This window comes from Sphingomonas radicis, assembly GCF_051400635.1.
Taxonomy (GTDB): domain Bacteria; phylum Pseudomonadota; class Alphaproteobacteria; order Sphingomonadales; family Sphingomonadaceae; genus Sphingomonas.
This window is the reverse complement of sequence record NZ_JBLFFG010000001.1, coordinates 1,494,129-1,510,177: the sequence shown is the minus strand read 5'-3', so window position 1 is coordinate 1,510,177 and position 16,049 is coordinate 1,494,129. Positions and strand designations below refer to the sequence as shown.

The 16,049-nt window shown below is 67.1% G+C and carries 20 protein-coding genes, 1 tRNA gene and 1 riboswitch; of the genes, 10 read left to right on the top strand and 11 right to left on the bottom strand.

Translation table 11 applies throughout. From position 1 onward, the window contains the following. Positions 1-13: 13 nt before the first annotated feature. Positions 14-607, bottom strand: coding sequence for a DUF4126 domain-containing protein (locus ACMGDH_RS06920; RefSeq protein WP_436827161.1), 594 nt, complete (start codon positions 605-607; stop codon positions 14-16). A 17-nt stretch (positions 608-624) separates the two neighbouring features. After that, positions 625-885 carry a GlsB/YeaQ/YmgE family stress response membrane protein gene (locus ACMGDH_RS06915; protein ID WP_436827160.1) on the bottom strand — a complete coding sequence of 87 codons (261 nt, stop codon included), beginning with the start codon at positions 883-885 and terminating at the stop codon, positions 625-627. Between the two features lie 234 nt (positions 886-1,119). Here ACMGDH_RS06915 and infA point away from each other — a divergent pair, with 234 nt between their 5' ends. The 6 genes from infA to ACMGDH_RS06885 all read left to right on the top strand — a co-directional run bounded on the left by infA (position 1,120) and on the right by ACMGDH_RS06885 (position 4,761). Then, positions 1,120-1,338, top strand: a complete 219-nt coding sequence (gene infA / locus ACMGDH_RS06910; protein WP_003049127.1) for a translation initiation factor IF-1 — start codon at positions 1,120-1,122, stop codon at positions 1,336-1,338. A gap of 12 nt (positions 1,339-1,350) precedes the next feature. Further along, a complete protein-coding gene (locus ACMGDH_RS06905) occupies positions 1,351-1,920 on the top strand; it encodes a Maf family protein (protein WP_436827159.1) in 570 nt (189 codons plus the stop codon). Then, positions 1,913-2,869, top strand: a complete 957-nt coding sequence (locus tag ACMGDH_RS06900) for a ribonuclease E/G (RefSeq protein ID WP_436827158.1) — start codon at positions 1,913-1,915, stop codon at positions 2,867-2,869. Before ACMGDH_RS06905 ends, ACMGDH_RS06900 begins: the two co-directional genes overlap by 8 nt. After that, positions 2,862-3,047: a DNA gyrase inhibitor YacG gene (locus tag ACMGDH_RS06895; RefSeq protein ID WP_436827157.1), complete on the top strand. Its 186-nt coding sequence runs from the start codon at positions 2,862-2,864 to the stop codon at positions 3,045-3,047. The genes ACMGDH_RS06900 and ACMGDH_RS06895 overlap by 8 nt, the downstream gene beginning before the upstream one ends. A 31-nt stretch (positions 3,048-3,078) precedes the next feature. Then, positions 3,079-3,154: transfer RNA gene (locus ACMGDH_RS06890), tRNA-Phe, on the top strand. A gap of 74 nt (positions 3,155-3,228) precedes the next feature. Next, on the top strand, positions 3,229-4,761 hold the full coding sequence (locus ACMGDH_RS06885) for a tryptophan halogenase family protein (protein ID WP_436827156.1): 1,533 nt from the start codon (positions 3,229-3,231) through the stop codon (positions 4,759-4,761). Positions 4,762-4,978: 217 nt separating this feature from the next. Here the strand turns inward: ACMGDH_RS06885 and ACMGDH_RS06880 are convergent, their stop codons facing one another. Further along, positions 4,979-6,343: a cation:proton antiporter gene (locus tag ACMGDH_RS06880; protein ID WP_436827155.1), complete on the bottom strand. Its 1,365-nt coding sequence runs from the start codon at positions 6,341-6,343 to the stop codon at positions 4,979-4,981. Positions 6,344-6,544: 201 nt separating this feature from the next. On the opposite strand from ACMGDH_RS06880, the gene ACMGDH_RS06875 reads away from it, so the two are divergent. The 4 genes from ACMGDH_RS06875 (at position 6,545) to ACMGDH_RS06860 (ending at position 9,790) form a co-directional block, all read left to right on the top strand. Continuing rightward, positions 6,545-6,784, top strand: coding sequence for a type II toxin-antitoxin system prevent-host-death family antitoxin (locus tag ACMGDH_RS06875; protein ID WP_436827154.1), 240 nt, complete (start codon positions 6,545-6,547; stop codon positions 6,782-6,784). Then, on the top strand, positions 6,784-7,281 hold the full coding sequence (locus tag ACMGDH_RS06870; protein WP_436827153.1) for a type II toxin-antitoxin system VapC family toxin: 498 nt from the start codon (positions 6,784-6,786) through the stop codon (positions 7,279-7,281). Before ACMGDH_RS06875 ends, ACMGDH_RS06870 begins: the two co-directional genes overlap by 1 nt. A 69-nt stretch (positions 7,282-7,350) precedes the next feature. Continuing rightward, positions 7,351-8,439 carry a DNA polymerase IV gene (gene dinB / locus ACMGDH_RS06865; protein ID WP_436827152.1) on the top strand — a complete coding sequence of 363 codons (1,089 nt, stop codon included), beginning with the start codon at positions 7,351-7,353 and terminating at the stop codon, positions 8,437-8,439. A 126-nt stretch (positions 8,440-8,565) separates the two neighbouring features. Next, a riboswitch (SAM-I-IV-variant riboswitch) is annotated at positions 8,566-8,675 on the top strand. Between the two features lie 56 nt (positions 8,676-8,731). Next, positions 8,732-9,790, top strand: a complete 1,059-nt coding sequence (locus ACMGDH_RS06860) for a threonine aldolase family protein (RefSeq protein ID WP_436827151.1) — start codon at positions 8,732-8,734, stop codon at positions 9,788-9,790. Positions 9,791-9,851: 61 nt separating this feature from the next. Here ACMGDH_RS06860 and ACMGDH_RS06855 read toward each other — a convergent pair whose 3' ends face one another. The 8 genes from ACMGDH_RS06855 to sufC form a co-directional block, all read right to left on the bottom strand. Continuing rightward, on the bottom strand, positions 9,852-10,328 hold the full coding sequence (locus tag ACMGDH_RS06855; protein ID WP_436827150.1) for a YbaK/EbsC family protein: 477 nt from the start codon (positions 10,326-10,328) through the stop codon (positions 9,852-9,854). Then, a complete protein-coding gene (locus tag ACMGDH_RS06850; protein ID WP_436827149.1) occupies positions 10,325-10,795 on the bottom strand; it encodes a GreA/GreB family elongation factor in 471 nt (156 codons plus the stop codon). Before ACMGDH_RS06850 ends, ACMGDH_RS06855 begins: the two co-directional genes overlap by 4 nt. Before the next feature lie 6 nt (positions 10,796-10,801). Then, complete coding sequence (gene mgrA, locus ACMGDH_RS06845) at positions 10,802-11,872, bottom strand: L-glyceraldehyde 3-phosphate reductase (protein ID WP_436827148.1); 1,071 nt, start codon at positions 11,870-11,872, stop codon at positions 10,802-10,804. Positions 11,873-12,012: 140 nt separating this feature from the next. Beyond that, a complete protein-coding gene (locus ACMGDH_RS06840; protein ID WP_436827147.1) occupies positions 12,013-12,369 on the bottom strand; it encodes a HesB/IscA family protein in 357 nt (118 codons plus the stop codon). Next, entirely contained in the window at positions 12,369-12,866 is a 498-nt protein-coding gene (locus tag ACMGDH_RS06835; RefSeq protein ID WP_436827146.1) for an SUF system Fe-S cluster assembly protein, read from the bottom strand. The genes ACMGDH_RS06840 and ACMGDH_RS06835 overlap by 1 nt, the downstream gene beginning before the upstream one ends. Continuing rightward, entirely contained in the window at positions 12,863-14,074 is a 1,212-nt protein-coding gene (locus tag ACMGDH_RS06830; protein ID WP_436827145.1) for a cysteine desulfurase, read from the bottom strand. The genes ACMGDH_RS06835 and ACMGDH_RS06830 overlap by 4 nt, the downstream gene beginning before the upstream one ends. After that, positions 14,071-15,153, bottom strand: a complete 1,083-nt coding sequence (locus ACMGDH_RS06825) for a SufD family Fe-S cluster assembly protein (RefSeq protein WP_436827144.1) — start codon at positions 15,151-15,153, stop codon at positions 14,071-14,073. Before ACMGDH_RS06825 ends, ACMGDH_RS06830 begins: the two co-directional genes overlap by 4 nt. Positions 15,154-15,298: 145 nt before the next feature. Continuing rightward, complete coding sequence (gene sufC / locus ACMGDH_RS06820) at positions 15,299-16,042, bottom strand: Fe-S cluster assembly ATPase SufC (RefSeq protein ID WP_436827244.1); 744 nt, start codon at positions 16,040-16,042, stop codon at positions 15,299-15,301. Positions 16,043-16,049: the final 7 nt, after the last annotated feature.

The following is a 16,049-nucleotide window of genomic DNA, read 5'->3' as shown; positions in this document are numbered from 1 at the left end:
CAAACCGCGGCTTTTACTTGGGTTGGGGCCGGCGCCGCATCCTGGCCAGCAGCCGCCGCAGCAAGAGCAGCCCGGCAATCACCAGCGCCAGCAGCACGACGGCCACGAGCACCGCCGCGACGGGACTGGCCAGCGCAGCGAACAGCGCGCCTGCGGTCAGCAGGTCCTCGCCACTCGACACCACCACGTTGCTGACAGGCTCGGGGCTGGCGTTGACCACGGCACGCGTTCCCGCCTTGGCGCCGTGCGAGAGCAGGGTCGCACCACCGCCGAGCAGGAATGCGGCAACCTGCCAGAAGGGATCCTGCGCATCGACCAGAGCCAGCGCGAGCAGTGCTCCGCCGACCGGGCGGATGAGCGTGTGGACCGCGTCCCAGGCACTGTCGACCCACATCACCTTGTCGGCGAAGAACTCGGCGACTGCGGCCACCCCGGCGATGCCGATGATCCAGGGATTGGCGAGCACCGTCAGCACCTTCAGATGCTCGGGCAGCGCCAGCCAGCCCAGATGCATCGAGAGGCCAACGGCGAAAACGCAGAGATAGAGCCGCCAGCCAGCGAGCAAGCTCACGCTGGCGGCGACTCCGATGATCTCGACCGCGCCCATGACCGGGCCGGAGGAGGTTAGAAGTTAAGGCCGAGCAACCGCCCGACGAAGATCAGCAGCATCGCACCCAGGATCGAGGCGAAAAAGCCGGCGGGCTTGAGCGGCTGCACGCCGGGCTTGATCCAGTTGCTGATCAGGCCGGCGAGGAACGAACCCGCGACGCCCAGCACGATGCTGGAGATCCAGCCCAGCTCGACAGCGCCCGGATAGAAGAATCGGGCAAGGATGCCCACGATCAGACCGACGATGATCGTCGAGATGATGTTGCCGACGCTCATAGATTCCCTCCTGTTGCAGTACCCGCCCGCCCGGCTGGACGATCAGGTGAGCGCGAGGCTAACCACAAGAGGGGCGGCGGGCAATCGCGGTTCGGTGCTTCTGGAAAATCCCGGCTTGTTCCCATCTCCTGCGCAGCGGACAGGAGCTTCTTTCCTCTCCGCCTTTCCTTTTCGCGCCGGGCAGAGTAAAGGCACCGCCACTTTTTGCTGGCGCTCAGCTTGAGAGGCATATTTTTGGCCAAAGAAGAACTGCTTGAAATGCGTGGTCAGGTCGTTGAGCTTCTGCCCAACGCCATGTTCCGCGTCCGGCTCGAGAATGATCACGAGATCCTCGGCCACACCGCCGGCAAGATGCGCAAGAACCGCATCCGCGTGCTGGTGGGCGACGAAGTGCTGGTCGAACTGACCCCCTACGACCTTACCAAAGGTCGCATCACTTACCGCTTCAAATAAGGCGCGGGCCCCTTGCGGCTCGTCCTCGCTTCCACCTCCCCGCGCCGCCGCGACCTGCTCGCGCGCATCGGCGCCCTGCCCGACCGTATCGCTGCGCCGGAGGTGGACGAGGATCCCCGTCCCGGCGAGCTGCCGCGCGCCTATGTGCTGCGCGTCGCGATCGACAAGGCGCATGCCGTTGCCCGTGAGCCCGACGAGATCGTGCTGGCCGGCGACACCACCATTACAGTCGGCCGGCGCATCCTGGGCAAGCCCGAGGACGAGGCCGACCTGCGGCGCATGCTCGCGCTGCTCTCGGGCCGGCGCCACCATTGCCTGTCCGCCGTCTGCCTGATCGACACCGCGGGCAAGGTGCGCACGCGCATCTCCGACACGGTCGTGATCTTCAAGCGGCTGACCGACGCCGAGATCGACTGGTACGTCGCAAGCGGCGAAGGCATGGGCAAGGCGGGCGGCTACGCGATCCAAGGCAAGGCCGAAGCCTTCGTTCGCTATCTCGCCGGCAGCCATTCGGGCGTGGTCGGTCTGCCCGTGTTCGAGACCCGCGCGCTGCTGGAAGCGGCCGGATACGCGCTTGGCTGAGTGGCTCTACGAGGCCGGGATCGGCGAAGCACGCGCGGCGCTGGTGGCGCGCGGAGTGATCTGGAAGGCACGGATCGAACTCGAGGGCACCGGCCCGCGCGAGGGTGCGGTGCTCGCGGCACGGCTGGTGGATCGGGTCAGCGGGAAAGTCGCGTTCGACGGCGGTGAGGCGCTCTGCGATCCGCTGCCCCAAGGCATCGCCCAGGGTGCCGCGCTCAAGATACGGATCGTGCGCGAAGCAATTCCGGAGCCCGGCCGCGCGAAGCTGCCCAAGGCCGTCCCCGCCGCGCTCGACGCCGCGCTCGCCGAGGGCCCGAACCTGCTGGCACGCATCACCGCCTCCGGGCTTCCGGTCCGCCACCTCCGCGCGCATGAGCCGGACCTGCTCGAAGAGGCGGGCTGGTCCGAGGTGCTCGAGGAAGCGATCACCGGCGAGATCGCATTTCCGGGTGGCGCGCTGCGGCTCTCGCCCACGCCGGCGATGACCCTGTTCGACGTCGACGGATCGGGCCCGATTGAACCGCTGGCAGTTGCGGCCGCCCATGCGGTCGCGCGGGCAATCGAGCGGCACGGCATCGCGGGTTCGATCGGGATCGATTTCCCGACACTCTCCAGCAAGGCCGCACGCCAGGCCGTCGCCGAGGCGATCGATGCCGCGCTGCCCCAGCCGTTCGAGCGCACCGCGGTCAATGGCTTTGGTTTCCTCCAGATCGTCCGCCGCCGCACCCGGCCCTCGCTTCCCGAGCTGCTCCGCGCCGATCCCATCGGTGCCGAGGCCCGCGCCGAGCTCCGCCGTATCGAGCGGCTTCCTCCGCCGCCGCCGGCTACCCATATGGTGACGCAGCGCATCGCGCGGCGGCTCGCCCAGCAGCCCCGCTGGAAGGAAGAGCTGGCCCGGCGCATCGGCGGCACGACCGAGTTCGTCTCGGCAAAGGAGCAACATGGCTAAGCGCGACGGCTGCCCGGTTTGCGGCAAGCCCACCGATCAGGAATTCAAGCCCTTCTGCAGCCGCGGCTGCAAGGATCGCGACCTGCTGCAATGGCTTGGCGAAGGCTATCGCATTCCCGGCGAGCGCGTCGATCCGAATGCGCAAACTGGGCTGGACAGGGACCGGGACCGCGACTAAGAGCCCGCTTCCGGCGTTCGCCCGGACCCGTGCCCGGGTAGCTCAGTTGGTAGAGCATGCGACTGAAAATCGCAGTGTCGGCGGTTCGACTCCGTCCCCGGGCACCATCTTCTTCCACGCCAAAGCTGCCCGACACGCGCTAGCAGTTCCCGTTGCGGTGCTCCTGCGCTAGCACCGGACCATGGCTGCGAAGCGCGGGATATTGATCGTCGGGGGAGGAACCGCGGGCTGGCTGACCGCGGCCTATCTGGCGCGCGTGTTCGAGGGCAGGATCGCGATCACGCTGCTCGAATCGCCCGAGATCGGGATCATCGGCGTCGGCGAAGGCGCGTTCCCCACGATCCGATCGACGCTCCACTTCCTGGGTATCGACGAGACTCGCTTCATCCGGGGCGCATCAGCGACCTTCAAACAGGGCATCCGCTTCAACGACTGGCTGCACGCGCCGGGCCCCGGCGGCGAGCGGCACCACTATCTTCACCCGTTCGAAGCGCCCTTCTACGCCGAGGGCGCGAGCCTGGTGCCCTATTGGCTGCTCCAGAACGAAGCCACCCGCCCGCCCTTTGCCGAGGCGATGACGATCCAGAACCGCGTCGCCGAGGCGCGGCGCGCGCCCAAGCGGCCCGGCGAAGGCGAATATGCCGGCCCGCTCAACTATGCCTATCACTTCGATGCCGCACGGCTGGCCGAAGTGATCGAGGCGCGCGCGATCGAGCTTGGCGTCCGCCACTTGCAGGGGCTGTTGACCGGCGTCGAGCTGACGGAGGACGGCAGCATCGCAGGCGTTCGCGCCGCCGAGCATGGCTCGCTGGAGGCGGACCTCTACATCGATTGCTCGGGCTTCCGCGCCGAGCTGATCGGCAAGGCGCTCGGCACTTCGTTCAAATCGGTGAAGCACCAGCTGTTCACCGATCGAGCGCTGGCGTGCAAGATCCCCTATGACCGGCCCGACGCGCCGATCGAGAGCTTCACGATCGCCACTGCGCACGAGGCCGGCTGGACTTGGGACATCGGGTTGCAGGAGGCGCGTGGGATCGGCTGCGTCTATTCGTCCGCGCACATGGACGACGATCGCGCCGCCGAGATTCTGCGCGCCTATGTGGGGGATGACGATTTCTCTGCGCGGTCGCTTCCGTTCGAGCCGGGATATCGCGAAGCGCAGTGGGTGAAGAATTGCGTGGCGGTGGGGCTGGCGGCCGGGTTCGTCGAACCGCTCGAATCCACCGGCGTGGTGCTGATCGAGGCCGCGGTGGCGATGATCGCCGAACTCTATCCGCTGGGCGGCCCGGTCGACGCGCCCGCCGCGCGCTTCAACGCGCTGATGACCACGCGCTACGAGAACATCATCAACTTCCTCAAGCTTCACTATTGCCTGAGCCGGCGCGACGAGCCCTTCTGGCGTGACAATGCCGATCCGGCCTCGATCCCCGAAGCGCTGCAGGAGCTGCTGCGGCAGTGGCGCCATCGCCCGCCGAGCCGCTTCGACTTCATCCTCGACCTCGAGAGCTTCGCCTTCTTCAACTACCAATACATCCTCTACGGCATGGACTTCCGCACCGACCTGTCGTCCGGGCGGAGCGACTTTCCCGACGTGGAGGCGGCCGAGAAGATGTTCGCGCGGATCCGCGCCTTCGGCGAGCGCGCGACCGAGGACCTGCCGGCGCACCGCACGCTCATCCGGCAGATCAACGAAGGCGCGTCGCTGGGGGGTTAGAAGCGGCGCGCTCCTTCTCCCCTTGTGGGAGAAGAGCGCCGGGTCGGGCATGCCCCCGGCATGCCCTCAACAGCGCGGGGCGCTGTTGACCCGGCACTGGGCCCGCTCGCGCAGCGAGTGGGAAGGATGAGGGGGATATGCGGCTCACTCCCCCTCACCCTTCCGCCGACTGCGTCGGCTCCCTCCCTCTCCCACAAGGGGAGAGGGAGACTGAAAGTCAGGCGGTGGCGAGATTTCCGTCGATGTGGTCCAGCTCACCGCTCTCGCGCGCCTTGCGGCCGTAGACTGCCTCGAACAGCGGGGTCGCCATCACCGTGGTGACGATCGCCATCAGCACCAGCATCGAGAACAGGGTAGGGCCGATGATGCCCTTCTGCAGCCCGATGTTGATGATGATCAGCTCCATCAGCCCGCGCGAGTTCATCAGCGCGCCGATGCCGAGCGCGGTGCGGTTGTCTTCACCCGAAAGCCGCGCCGCCGCCCAGCAGGCCCCGAACTTGGCGAGGATCGACACCGCCAGCACGCCGAGCGCGATCAGCAGCAGCGACACCGAGTTGACCATGTCCATCCGGGTGTTGAGCCCCGAATAAGTGAAGAACATCGGCAGCAGCAGCACCACCGCGAGCGGCTCGACCTTGCGCTTCAATTCCTCGACGAACAGCCCGCGCGGCATGCACACGCCGATCAGGAAACCGCCGAAGATCGCGTGGATGCCGATCGCGTCCATCAGGAAGGCGGAGAGGCAGAAGAGCAGCATCGTGATTGCGAGCACCTGGGTGCTCATCTCGCCGCGCGCCTCGACCGCGCGGCCCAGCGGAGCGAGCAGCTTTCGCCCGAACAGCATCATGAAGCCAGTGTAAAGAATGGCTCCGCCGATCGCGATCACCGCCACGCCTGCGCCTGCGCCGAAGGTCGCGAGCACGATCGCCAGGACGCACCATGATGCGGCATCGTCGAACGCGCCCGCAGTGAGCGAAAGCGTGCCGAGCGACGAGTTGGCGAGGCCGCGCTCGTTGATGATGCGCGCCAGCATCGGGAAGGCGGTGAGCGCGATGCACGCGCCCATGAACAAGGTCGCGCTGCCCTGGCCGATGCCGCCGGTGAACAATCCCGGCACGGTGAGCAGGAAGGGCGTGATCAGTGCCGCGAGCAGGAAGGGTGCCGCAATTCCGGCCGCCGAAACCGCGGCCGCGCTCTTGGCCTTGGACTGGAAATGGTCGAGACGGAGCGTCAGCCCGACCATGAACATGTAGAGCCCGACGCCGAGCTGCGCGCCGACATAGAGAACATTGCGCGTCTCCTTGGGGAAGATCGCGTTCTGGATGTCAGGAAAGAACAGGCCGAGCAGCGAGGGCCCGAGCACCACGCCGGCGATCATCTCTCCAACCACCTGCGGCTGCTTCAGCAGCTTCTGCCCCAGCCAGCCGACCACGCGGCAGGCGAGGATGATCACTGCGAGCTGGAGGAAGAAATGGATGCTGTAGTCCGCGGGCGCATAGGTTTTCGCGGCGTTCACCGCCGGCCCGTGCGGATTGAGCACGTCGGTCAGCGCGAACCAGGCCTGGTTCAAAATATCGAGCATTCAACCTCCCCGTTCAAACTCGCGCGGCATCTTCGTGCCGCTGGCGAGCCTGAAGGAGCGCCATGTCTAATGGGGGATGCAAGCGTCATCCGTGCGCCGCCATGCGTTTTTCCGGCGCGGCCGCCTTCTCTGTTGCGCATGGCGCACACAGTAGTAACGTACCTACATGACAACGCGGACAATGTAGCGACATAGGCGCGTATGAAGGTGATCACGAGCCGTGAATTCAATCAGGATGTGAGCGCCGCGAAGCGAATCGCGCGACTCGAACCGGTGTTCGTCACCGATCGCGGCCGCCCTACGCACGTGCTGATGAGCATCGACGCCTTCCGCCAGATGAGCGGACAGCGCGAGAGCATCGTGGACCTGCTCGCTCTGCCGGACGCCGATGCCGCCGAACTCGGCCCGGCCGAACGCTGGGAGCGCGAGGAGGGCCGCTGATGTATCTGCTCGACACGCCCATCGTCTTCGAGCTTCGCAAGGCGCGCGCCGGGCACGCCGATCCGGGGCTGACTGCATGGGCTACAGGAACGGCGCGCGAGCGGCTCTTCCTCTCGGCGATCAGCCTGGTCGAGCTCGAAACGGCGGTGGCAAGGGCGGCGCGGAACGACAAGGCGGCGGGCGCCGCGCTGCGCGGATGGGTCGACAATCAGGTCGTGCCGGCATTCGACGGCCATGTCCTTCCGCTCGATGCCCCGGTGGCACGGCGGCGCGGCGAGCTTGCGATCGCCGACACGCGCGACGCGCTGTTCGCAGCCACTGCACTGGAACATGGCCTGACGCTCGTCACGCGCGACAAGCAGGCGTTCAAGGGCGCCCGCGTCCGCCTTTTCGATCCCTCTGGCTATCAGCCGAACGAAGCGGAAGAGGACACCGACTGGCGGACCGCTGGGCGCAGCGGATCCTTGTGGTTGCGCAACCTGTTCATTCGCGGCTGACGGCCCGCGAGTTTCCCGTTTCGTTCCGATCAATCACGGCCTAATCTGAGCCCGGTGCAACCGAGGTCGATGTCATTGGAGTGTGGTAACCCTCCGCCCACGCGCAAGATCATCCATGTCGACATGGACGCATTCTATGCGTCGGTGGAACAGCGGGACGATCCGTCGCTGCGCGGCCGGCCGGTCGCAGTCGGTTCACCCAGCAAGCGCGGAGTGGTGGCCGCGGCGAGCTATGAGGCGCGCAGGTTCGGCGTGCGGTCCGCCCTCCCCTCCGCGATCGCGATCCGCCGCTGCCCCGATCTCGTGTTCGTGCGTGCACGCTTCGACGTCTATCGCGCCGCGTCGCGCCAGATCCACGCGATCTTCGCCGACTATACCGACCGCATCCAGCCGCTCTCGCTCGACGAAGCCTATCTCGACGTGACCGAGAACAAGCGCGGACTTCCCACCGCCTGGGCGACCGCCAAGGAGATTCGCGCGCGCATCCTGGAGGAAACCGGGCTCACTGCATCGGCGGGCATCTCGTACAACAAGTTCCTCGCCAAGCTCGCTTCCGATCATCGCAAGCCCAACGGCCAGTTCGCCGTGACGCCGGACATGGGCCCGGCCTGGGTCGAGACGCTGCCGGTCGAGCGCTTCCATGGCGTGGGTCCGGTCACCGCCCGCAAGATGCACGCGCTGGGCATCCTCACCGGCGCGGACCTGCGTGCCAAGTCGCTGGTTTTCCTCCGCGAGCATTTCGGCAGCGCGGCGGGCTGGTATCACGCGATCGCACGCGGCGAGGATGACCGGCCGGTGGAACCGGATCGGACCCGCAAATCATCGGGCTCCGAGACGACCTTTCTCGACGATCTCACCGAACCAGCGGACATCGAAGCGGGCGTGCTGCGCATGGCCGACGATGTATGGAGCTGGTGCGAGAAGGCGCAGATGTTCGGCCGCACGGTGACGGTGAAGGTCAAGTATCGCGACTTCCGCATCATCACCCGCAGCCGCAGCCAGTCGACCGGCGTCGACAGCCGCGAAGCGCTGCACGCGATGAGCCTGGCGCTGATCCGCTCGGTGCTGCCGACCGAGCACGGCATCCGGCTGGTGGGGGTGACCGTGTCCAATTTCGACACGCGCGATGAAGCTTCGGCGGAACTGCCGTTGTTTTGAGGTGGGTTCGTTGGGCATCGCTGGGTTGGCTGATCGCGCAGCCAATGCCCTTCGACAGGCTCAGGGCGAACGGGGGATGTTGATGGCCAGCCCTCTTGATCCGCCGCGCCGCAGCCGATAACGGGAGGGCGACATCAAGAGTCGGGTCGACGCCCGACACCAACCTGCCCCCGAGCAAGGTGGTGCTTCCGTGAGAACGGGAGGATGTGGCCGGACCGGCAACAAACGGGACCAAGCCAAGCGTCGATCCGTCTTTCTGGTGCGAGTACCGGAACAAGGACGACGCGTGAAAATGACCGACGATCAGCAGTTCGCCAGCGACAATTATGCCGGAGTGTGCCCCGAGGCGTGGCAAGCCATGCACGAGGCGAATTCGGGCTCGAGCCCGGCCTATGGCGACGACGTGTGGACGCAGCGCGCCGCCGATGCGTTCCGCAAGCTGTTCGAAACCGATTGCGAGGTGTTCTTCGCGTTCAACGGCACCGCGGCGAACTCGCTGGCGCTGGCGGCGCTGTGCCAATCCTATCACAGCGTGATCTGCTCGTCGCAGGCGCATGTCGAAACCGACGAGTGCGGCGCGCCCGAGTTCTTCTCAAACGGCTCGAAGCTGCTCGTCGCGCAGAGCGCCGACGGCAAGCTGACACCCGATGCCGTGCGCGCGCTCGCGACCAGCCGCGCCGACATCCACTTCCCCAAGCCGCGCGTGGTGACGATCACCCAGCCGACCGAGACGGGGCAGGTCTATTCGATCGACGAAATCCAGGCACTCTCGGCCGTCTGCCGCGAGCTCGGGCTCAAGCTGCATATGGATGGCGCGCGGTTCGCCCATGCCTGCGCGCGCCTCGGCTGCGCTCCGGCCGACCTCACCTGGCGCGCGGGCGTCGACGTGCTGTGTTTCGGGGGCACCAAGAACGGCATGGCCGTCGGCGAGGCCGTGCTCTTCTTCGATCGCACGCTGGCGGAGGATTTCGACTATCGCTGCAAGCAGGCGGGGCAACTCGCCTCCAAGATGCGGTTCCTCTCCGCGCCGTGGGTGGGGATGCTGGAGAGCGGTGCCTGGCTGCGCAATGCCGAGCACGGCAATGCTTGCGCGGCCCGGCTCGCAGCCGCGATCGAAGGACTGGCCGGAATTGAGCTGATGTTCCCGGTGGAAGCCAACGCGGTGTTTGTCACTGCGCCGGAGCCGGTGCTCGAACGGCTGCGCTCGCTCGGCTGGCGCTTCTATACGTTCATCGGCGGCGGCGCGCGCTTCATGTTCGCCTGGGACGCCGATCCCGCTCGCGTCGACGCGCTTGCCACGGATATCGCGGCAAGTGCCGAAGTGCACGAAAGCGCGCTGCAGCCGGCCTGAGACCTGTCTGGCTGAGGCGCCCCGTTCGCCCTTCGACAGGCTCAGGGCGAACGATGATCAGTCAAGTTGACATGGACGGCAGCTTGCAGACGTCCACCCAATCCTGAGCCACTAGCTCGGCGAGCCGATCGGGCGCGACTTCGACCGAGCTGGTGCGCGATCCGGCGGCGGGGAACACCGTGTCGAACGCGCGTAGCGACACGTCGCAATAGACCGGCAGCGGCTCCGCAAGCCCGAATGGGCATACGCCACCCACGGCATGGCCGGTGCGCGCCAGCGTCTCGTCGGCATCGAGCATTCGCGGGCGTCCGCCGAACGCCGCCTTGGTCTTGGCATTGTCGAGCCGGGCGTCGCCGCGCGCGACCACCAGCAGCACCCGATCGCCGACGCGCAACGCCAGCGTCTTGGCGATCCGGGCAGGTTCGACGCCAAGCGCTTCTGCTGCCTCGGCGACGGTGGCGGTGCTGCGGTCCTGATCGATGATGCGGATGTCGGGCGCGTGCTCGGCCAGCCACGCGCGTGCGGATTCGAAGCTCATGCTTCAGGAATAGCGCCGACGTGCAAAATTTCGATAGCCTCTGCCTTGCCGTTGAAGTCGACGCGTTCGCCCTCCTCGGCGCCGATCAGCGCCTGGGCGAGCGGCGCGGAGAAAGCGAGCCGGCCGGCATTGGGATCGGCTTCGTCATGGCCGACGATGTCGATCGTCCGTTCGCTGCCGTTCATGCGAACGCGGACTCGCGCGCCGATCGCCGCGACGCCCTGCTCGGGCGGCGGCGCGACCTCGGCCGTGGTGCGGCGCGTGTTCCAGTAGCGCAGCTCACGGCGGAGCGCCTCGCGCGGCTCCTCCTCGGGCTCGGCGGCGATCGCAGCCTCAAGCTCCGCTGCCTTGGCCTCAATCAGTGCGAAACCGTGGCGCGTGACGATGTTTGGTCCCGACGGAAGCGGGATCTCGAACTTCGGTTCCTTATGTTCCTCGTCGCTCTCGCGGCGGAATGCCACACTCATGCCAGCTCAACCGGCGCGGGAGGCCGGCAGTTCCTCCAGCGAGGAAGAGACTTTCCACAGGTCGATCCCGCCTTCGGTGGCGTGCGCGTCGATCTCGGCCAGTTCGCTGGCGGTGAAGCCCAGATTGTTCACGGCATCGAGCGAATCGTCGAGCTGCTGGACGGTGCGCGCGCCGATCAGCGCGGAGGTGACACGCGGGTCGCGCAGCACCCAGGCGATCGCCATCTGCGCGAGCGTCTGCCCGCGCCGCTCAGCAATCGCGTTCAGGGCGCGGATGTGCGCCAGGTTGGCTTCACTCAGCAGGTGCTGGCCGAGCGAGCCGCCCCGCGCCGCGCGCGCGTCCGCGGGGACGCCGCCCAGATATTTGGACGTGAGCATCCCCTGCGCGAGCGGTGAGAAGGCGATGCAGCCGGTGCCGAGCTCGCCCAGCGTATCGAGCAGCTCCTGTTCGATCCAGCGGTTGAGCATCGAATAGCTCGGTTGGTGGATGAGCAGCGGCACCTTGTATTCGGCGAGGATCGCCGCCGCCTTGCGCGTCAGCTCAGGGGAATAGGAGGAGATGCCGACATAAAGCGCCTTGCCCTGCGCGTGGATGTGCGCGAGCGCGCCCATCGTTTCCTCGAGCGGGGTCTTGGGATCTACGCGGTGCGAATAGAAGATGTCGACATAGTCGAGCCCCATCCGCTGGAGGCTCTGGTCGCATGAGGCGATGAGATATTTCCGCGAGCCGCCGACGTCGCCATACGGTCCGGGCCACATGTCCCAGCCGGCTTTGGTGGAGATCACCAGCTCGTCGCGGTGGCCGGCGAAGTCGGTCGCCATCATGCGCCCGAAATTCTCCTCGGCCGAGCCGTAGGGCGGGCCATAGTTGTTCGCGAGATCGAAGTGCGTGACGCCGCGGTCGAATGCCCGACGCAGTATTGCGCGGCCGGTTTCGAACACATCGGTGCCGCCGAAATTCTGCCAGAGCCCGAGGCTGATCGCAGGAAGGTCTAGCCCCGAACGGCCGCAGCGGCGGTACGGCATGCGCCCGTCGTAGCGGGCGGGATCGGCGTGCCAGGGCTGGGGATAGGGCATGGGCTCTCCTGTACGGGGGGCAAAACATCCGTTCGCCCTGAGCTTGTCGAAGGGCTGCCTTCTACCCGTCGGCGCGCAGAAGAAAAGAACGGTGCTCCGACAACCCCGGATCAAAGTCCGGGGACGAACGGTGGAAAAGCTCAGACCGTAAAGCTCTCGCCGCAGCCGCAGCTGCCCTTGGCGTTGGGATTCTCGAAGACGAAGCCGGCGGTGAAATCGTCCTCCACCCAGTCCATCGTCGAGCCGATCAGGTAGAGCACCGAGCCGCCGTCGACGAAGAAGGTGCCGCCGGGGGTTTGGATCCGCTCGTCGAAGGGTTTGGCTTCGGTGACATAGTCGACCGAATAGGCAAGTCCCGAGCAGCCGCGGCGCGGCGTCGAGAGCTTGACGCCCACCACGCCCTCGGGCGCCTTGGCCATCAGCTCCGCGATGCGCTTCTCCGCACGCTCGGTGAGGAGGAGCGCGGCGGGGCGGGCGCGGGTCTTGGTGTCAGTCATCACAGCATCCCCAGTTCGAGCTTAGCCTCGTCGCTCATCTTCTGCGGGTCCCACGGCGGATCCCAGACGAGGTTGACCTCGGCAGTGCCGACGCCCGGAACCGAACCCACGCGCAGCTCGACTTCGCCTGGCATCGATTCCGCCACCGGGCAATGCGGCGTGGTGAGCGTCATCGTCACCGCGGCATGGCCGTCGGCGGTGATGTCGACACCGTAGATCAGCCCGAGATCATAGATGTTCACCGGGATCTCGGGATCGTAGATCTCCTTGAGCGCATCGATCACCGCTTCGTAGAGCTCGCCGCCCGGCTCGGTGCCCGAAAGCGGCTCGGGCTTCTGCGACAGGAAGCCGGTGAGATAGTCGCGCTTGCGCTCGTAAGCGTCGCGCACGCCTGCCGGTGCTTCGGTGGGCGCATCGAAGGCGTCGTCCACGCGCGCCTTGGGCGGTGCCTCAACGGCCTCCACTTCCTCGATCGCGATCTTGCGTTCCTCGTTCACCCGAAGATCCTCGTCACTCGCTCGACACCCTTGATCAGCGCAGCAATATCGCCCGCGCCATTATATACCCCGAAGCTCGCCCGTGCCGTGGCAGGCACGCCGAGCGCGTCCATCAGCGGCTGCGCGCAGTGATGACCCGCGCGGATCGCCACCTGGCCCTCGTCCAAGATGGTGGCGACATCGTGCGGATGCACCCCCTCGACCGCGAAACTGACGATTCCGGCGCTGTCCTCGGGACCGAACAGCCGGACGCTGTTGATCTGCGAAAGCGCCGTGCGCGCCTCGCGGACCAGCGCAGTTTCGTGGGCGTGGATGCGGTCGAGCCCGATCGAATCGACGTAATCGATTGCAGCATGGAGACCGACGACGCCCACGATGTGCGGCGTCCCGGCTTCGAACCGGCCCGGGGGCGGCGCATAGGTGGTGCGCTCGAAGGTCACGCGATCGATCATCGAGCCGCCGCCCTGATAGGGCGGCATCGCGTCGAGCAATTCGTAACGGCCCCAGAGTACGCCGATGCCGGTGGGCCCGTAGAGCTTGTGGCCAGAGAAGACGTAGAAGTCGCAGCCGAGCGCGGCGACGTCGATTGCCATGCGGGGCACTGCCTGGCAGCCGTCGAGCAGGATCTTAGCGCCGACCGAATGGGCGAGATCGCCGGCGCGGCGCACGTCGAGCACCGATCCGAGCACGTTCGAGACATGCGCGAGCGCGACGAGCTTGTGGCGTTCAGTGAGCATCGCCGCCATCGCGTCGAGGTCGATGCGATGATCGGGCGTGAGCGGCACCACGTCGATGATCGCGCCGACGCGCTCGGCCGCCATTTGCCAGGGGACGATGTTCGAGTGGTGCTCGAGCGTCGAGAGCAGGATGCGGTCGCCGGCCTTGAGCTGAGTCGCCGCCCAGCACTGCGCGACGAGGTTGATCCCCTCAGTCGCGCCGCGGACGAAAACGACTTCCTCGGGCTTGCCGCCGATAAACTTCGCGACGCGGGCGCGGGCGGCCTCGAACGCAAGCGTCATGTCGGCCGAGCGCTGGTATACGCCGCGGTGGACCGTGGCGTAGGTCTCGCCATAACCGCGGGTAATCGCGTCGATCACCGGGCGCGGCTTTTGCGCAGTAGCAGCCGTGTCGAGATAGGCCCAGCCCGCGGGGATCGCCGGGAAGTCGGCGAGAACGTCGAGGGGGCGGGTGTCGGTCGCAACGCTCACAACGCACTCTCCAGCCACCTGTCGGCATCAGCCTCGAACGCGTCGCGCACGGCTTCCTCGCCGATCCGCGACACCGCGTCGGCCACGAAGGCGCGGGTGAGCAGCGCCTTGGCGCGCGCTTCGGTGACGCCGCGGCTCTGGAGGTAGAAGAGCGCGCGGCGGTCGAGCTCGCCCACCGTGGCGCCGTGCGCGCACTTCACGTCGTCGGCGAAGATTTCGAGCTCGGGCTTCAAATTCACCGTCGCCGAGCGCTGGAGGAGCAGGCCGCGGAGCGACTGCTCTCCGTCGGTCTGCTGCGCACCGCGCGCGACCTCGACCCGTGCGGCCAGGCTCGCGGCCGAGCGGTCGGCGGCGACCGCGCGCCACAGTTGACGCGACGTACCTTCCACCGCTTCGTGCCGCACCGCGACCGCGGCTTCCTGCTTCTGCGTGCCGGAGGTGAGCAGCGCGCCGCCCATCTCGGCGAAGGCGCCCTTGCCGGTCAGCGTCAGCGCGCCGTCAATCCGGCTGCCCATGCCGCCCGCGCCGAGGAAGATCGAAGCGAGGCTCGCCGCCTCGCCGATCTCGGCCTCTTCGCGCAGCGAGACGAAGCCGTCGTCCTGGAGCAGCCGCACTGAGCGCATCAGCCGGGCACCGCGGCCGAGCACGATCTGGGTCAGCCGGTTGGCCCAGCCGGCACCGGCATAGGTTTCAACCACCGAGGCGACGGCGTCCTCCTGGAGCAGGATGCGCGCGGGGACATGGTTCTCGCCGCGGGTGCCCAGATGGACGATCTGGATGTTGGTGACGGCCTCGCGCGCGCCGAGCGTGAGGCTCCACCCCTCGCCCTCGGCGAGCTGACCCAGCGGGTGATCGGTCTGCGCGGCGAGCTTCGCGACCTGCACGCGGCCGGGGCGGCTGTGCGCGGGTTCGAACATGCCGTCGACGAACATCAGCCGGGGGCCGTCGATGTCGAGGAACAGGTCGGCGGGATTCAGGCCGGTGTCGCGCGGCTCGGCATCGGCGGCAGCGCGCAGTGCAGCCATGTCCGCCCAGCGCCACTCTTCCGAGCGCGGCGAGGGAAGTTCGAGCGTGGTCACGATGAAACTCCTCCCCCGCAAGGGAAGGGGGACCGCGCCCGAAGGGCGTGGTGGAGGGGTGTCGCGCCATCGAGAGGGGAACACCCCTCCGTCAGGCCTTTGGCCTGCCACCTCCCCTTGCAGGGGAGGATCTGAAGCGTGCTGCTCATGCCGCCACGGCTCCATAGCCCTGCGCTTCGAGCTCGTGCGCGAGCTCGGGCCCGCCCGAGCGGACGATGCGGCCGTCGGCGAGGACATGGACGAAGTCCGGCCGCACATAATCGAGCAGCCGCTGATAGTGGGTGATCAGCAGCACGGCCTTGTCGGGCGCGCGCATGATCCGGTTGATCCCTTCGCCAACGGCTTTGAGCGCATCGATGTCGAGGCCCGAGTCGGTCTCGTCGAGAATCGCCAGCTTCGGCGAGAGGATACCCATCTGTACCATCTCGTTGCGCTTCTTCTCGCCGCCCGAGAAGCCGACGTTTACCGGCCGCTTGAGCATCTCCTGGTCCATGCCGAGCGCATCGGCCTGAGCGCGGGCGAGCTTGAGGAATTCGGCGCCCGATATCGGCCCCTCGCCACGCGCGCGGCGCTGGCTGTTCAGCGCCTCGCGCAGGAACTGGACGTTCGAGATGCCGGGGATCTCGACGGGATATTGAAAGCCGAGGAAAAGCCCTGCCGCAGCGCGCTCGTGCGGCTCCATCTCGAGCAGGTCCTGCCCCTCGAAGGTCACCGAGCCACCCGTCGCTTCATAGGCCTCGCGCCCGCCGAGCACATAGCCGAGCGTCGATTTGCCGGCGCCGTTGGGCCCCATGATGGCGTGCACCTCGCCCGCATTCACCTCGAGGCTGAGCCCCTTGAGGATTTCCTTGCCGTCGATTTCGGCGCGGAGATTGTCGATCTTGAGCATCGTCTTC

Bases quoted from the DNA above. Each gene is read 5' to 3' on its own strand.
- ACMGDH_RS06920 (WP_436827161.1), bottom strand. From the start codon at position 607: ATGGGCGCGGTCGAGATCATCGGAGTCGCCGCCAGCGTGAGCTTGCTC.
- ACMGDH_RS06915 (WP_436827160.1), bottom strand. From the start codon at position 885: ATGAGCGTCGGCAACATCATCTCGACGATCATCGTCGGTCTGATCGTG.
- ACMGDH_RS06895 (WP_436827157.1), top strand. From the start codon at position 2,862: ATGGCTAAGCGCGACGGCTGCCCGGTTTGCGGCAAGCCCACCGATCAG.
- ACMGDH_RS06885 (WP_436827156.1), top strand. From the start codon at position 3,229: ATGGCTGCGAAGCGCGGGATATTGATCGTCGGGGGAGGAACCGCGGGC.
- ACMGDH_RS06880 (WP_436827155.1), bottom strand. From the start codon at position 6,343: ATGCTCGATATTTTGAACCAGGCCTGGTTCGCGCTGACCGACGTGCTC.
- ACMGDH_RS06875 (WP_436827154.1), top strand. From the start codon at position 6,545: ATGAAGGTGATCACGAGCCGTGAATTCAATCAGGATGTGAGCGCCGCG.
- ACMGDH_RS06870 (WP_436827153.1), top strand. From the start codon at position 6,784: ATGTATCTGCTCGACACGCCCATCGTCTTCGAGCTTCGCAAGGCGCGC.
- dinB (WP_436827152.1), top strand. From the start codon at position 7,351: ATGTCATTGGAGTGTGGTAACCCTCCGCCCACGCGCAAGATCATCCAT.
- ACMGDH_RS06860 (WP_436827151.1), top strand. From the start codon at position 8,732: ATGACCGACGATCAGCAGTTCGCCAGCGACAATTATGCCGGAGTGTGC.
- ACMGDH_RS06855 (WP_436827150.1), bottom strand. From the start codon at position 10,328: ATGAGCTTCGAATCCGCACGCGCGTGGCTGGCCGAGCACGCGCCCGAC.
- ACMGDH_RS06850 (WP_436827149.1), bottom strand. From the start codon at position 10,795: ATGAGTGTGGCATTCCGCCGCGAGAGCGACGAGGAACATAAGGAACCG.
- mgrA (WP_436827148.1), bottom strand. From the start codon at position 11,872: ATGCCCTATCCCCAGCCCTGGCACGCCGATCCCGCCCGCTACGACGGG.
- ACMGDH_RS06840 (WP_436827147.1), bottom strand. From the start codon at position 12,369: ATGACTGACACCAAGACCCGCGCCCGCCCCGCCGCGCTCCTCCTCACC.
- sufC (WP_436827244.1), bottom strand. From the start codon at position 16,042: ATGCTCAAGATCGACAATCTCCGCGCCGAAATCGACGGCAAGGAAATC.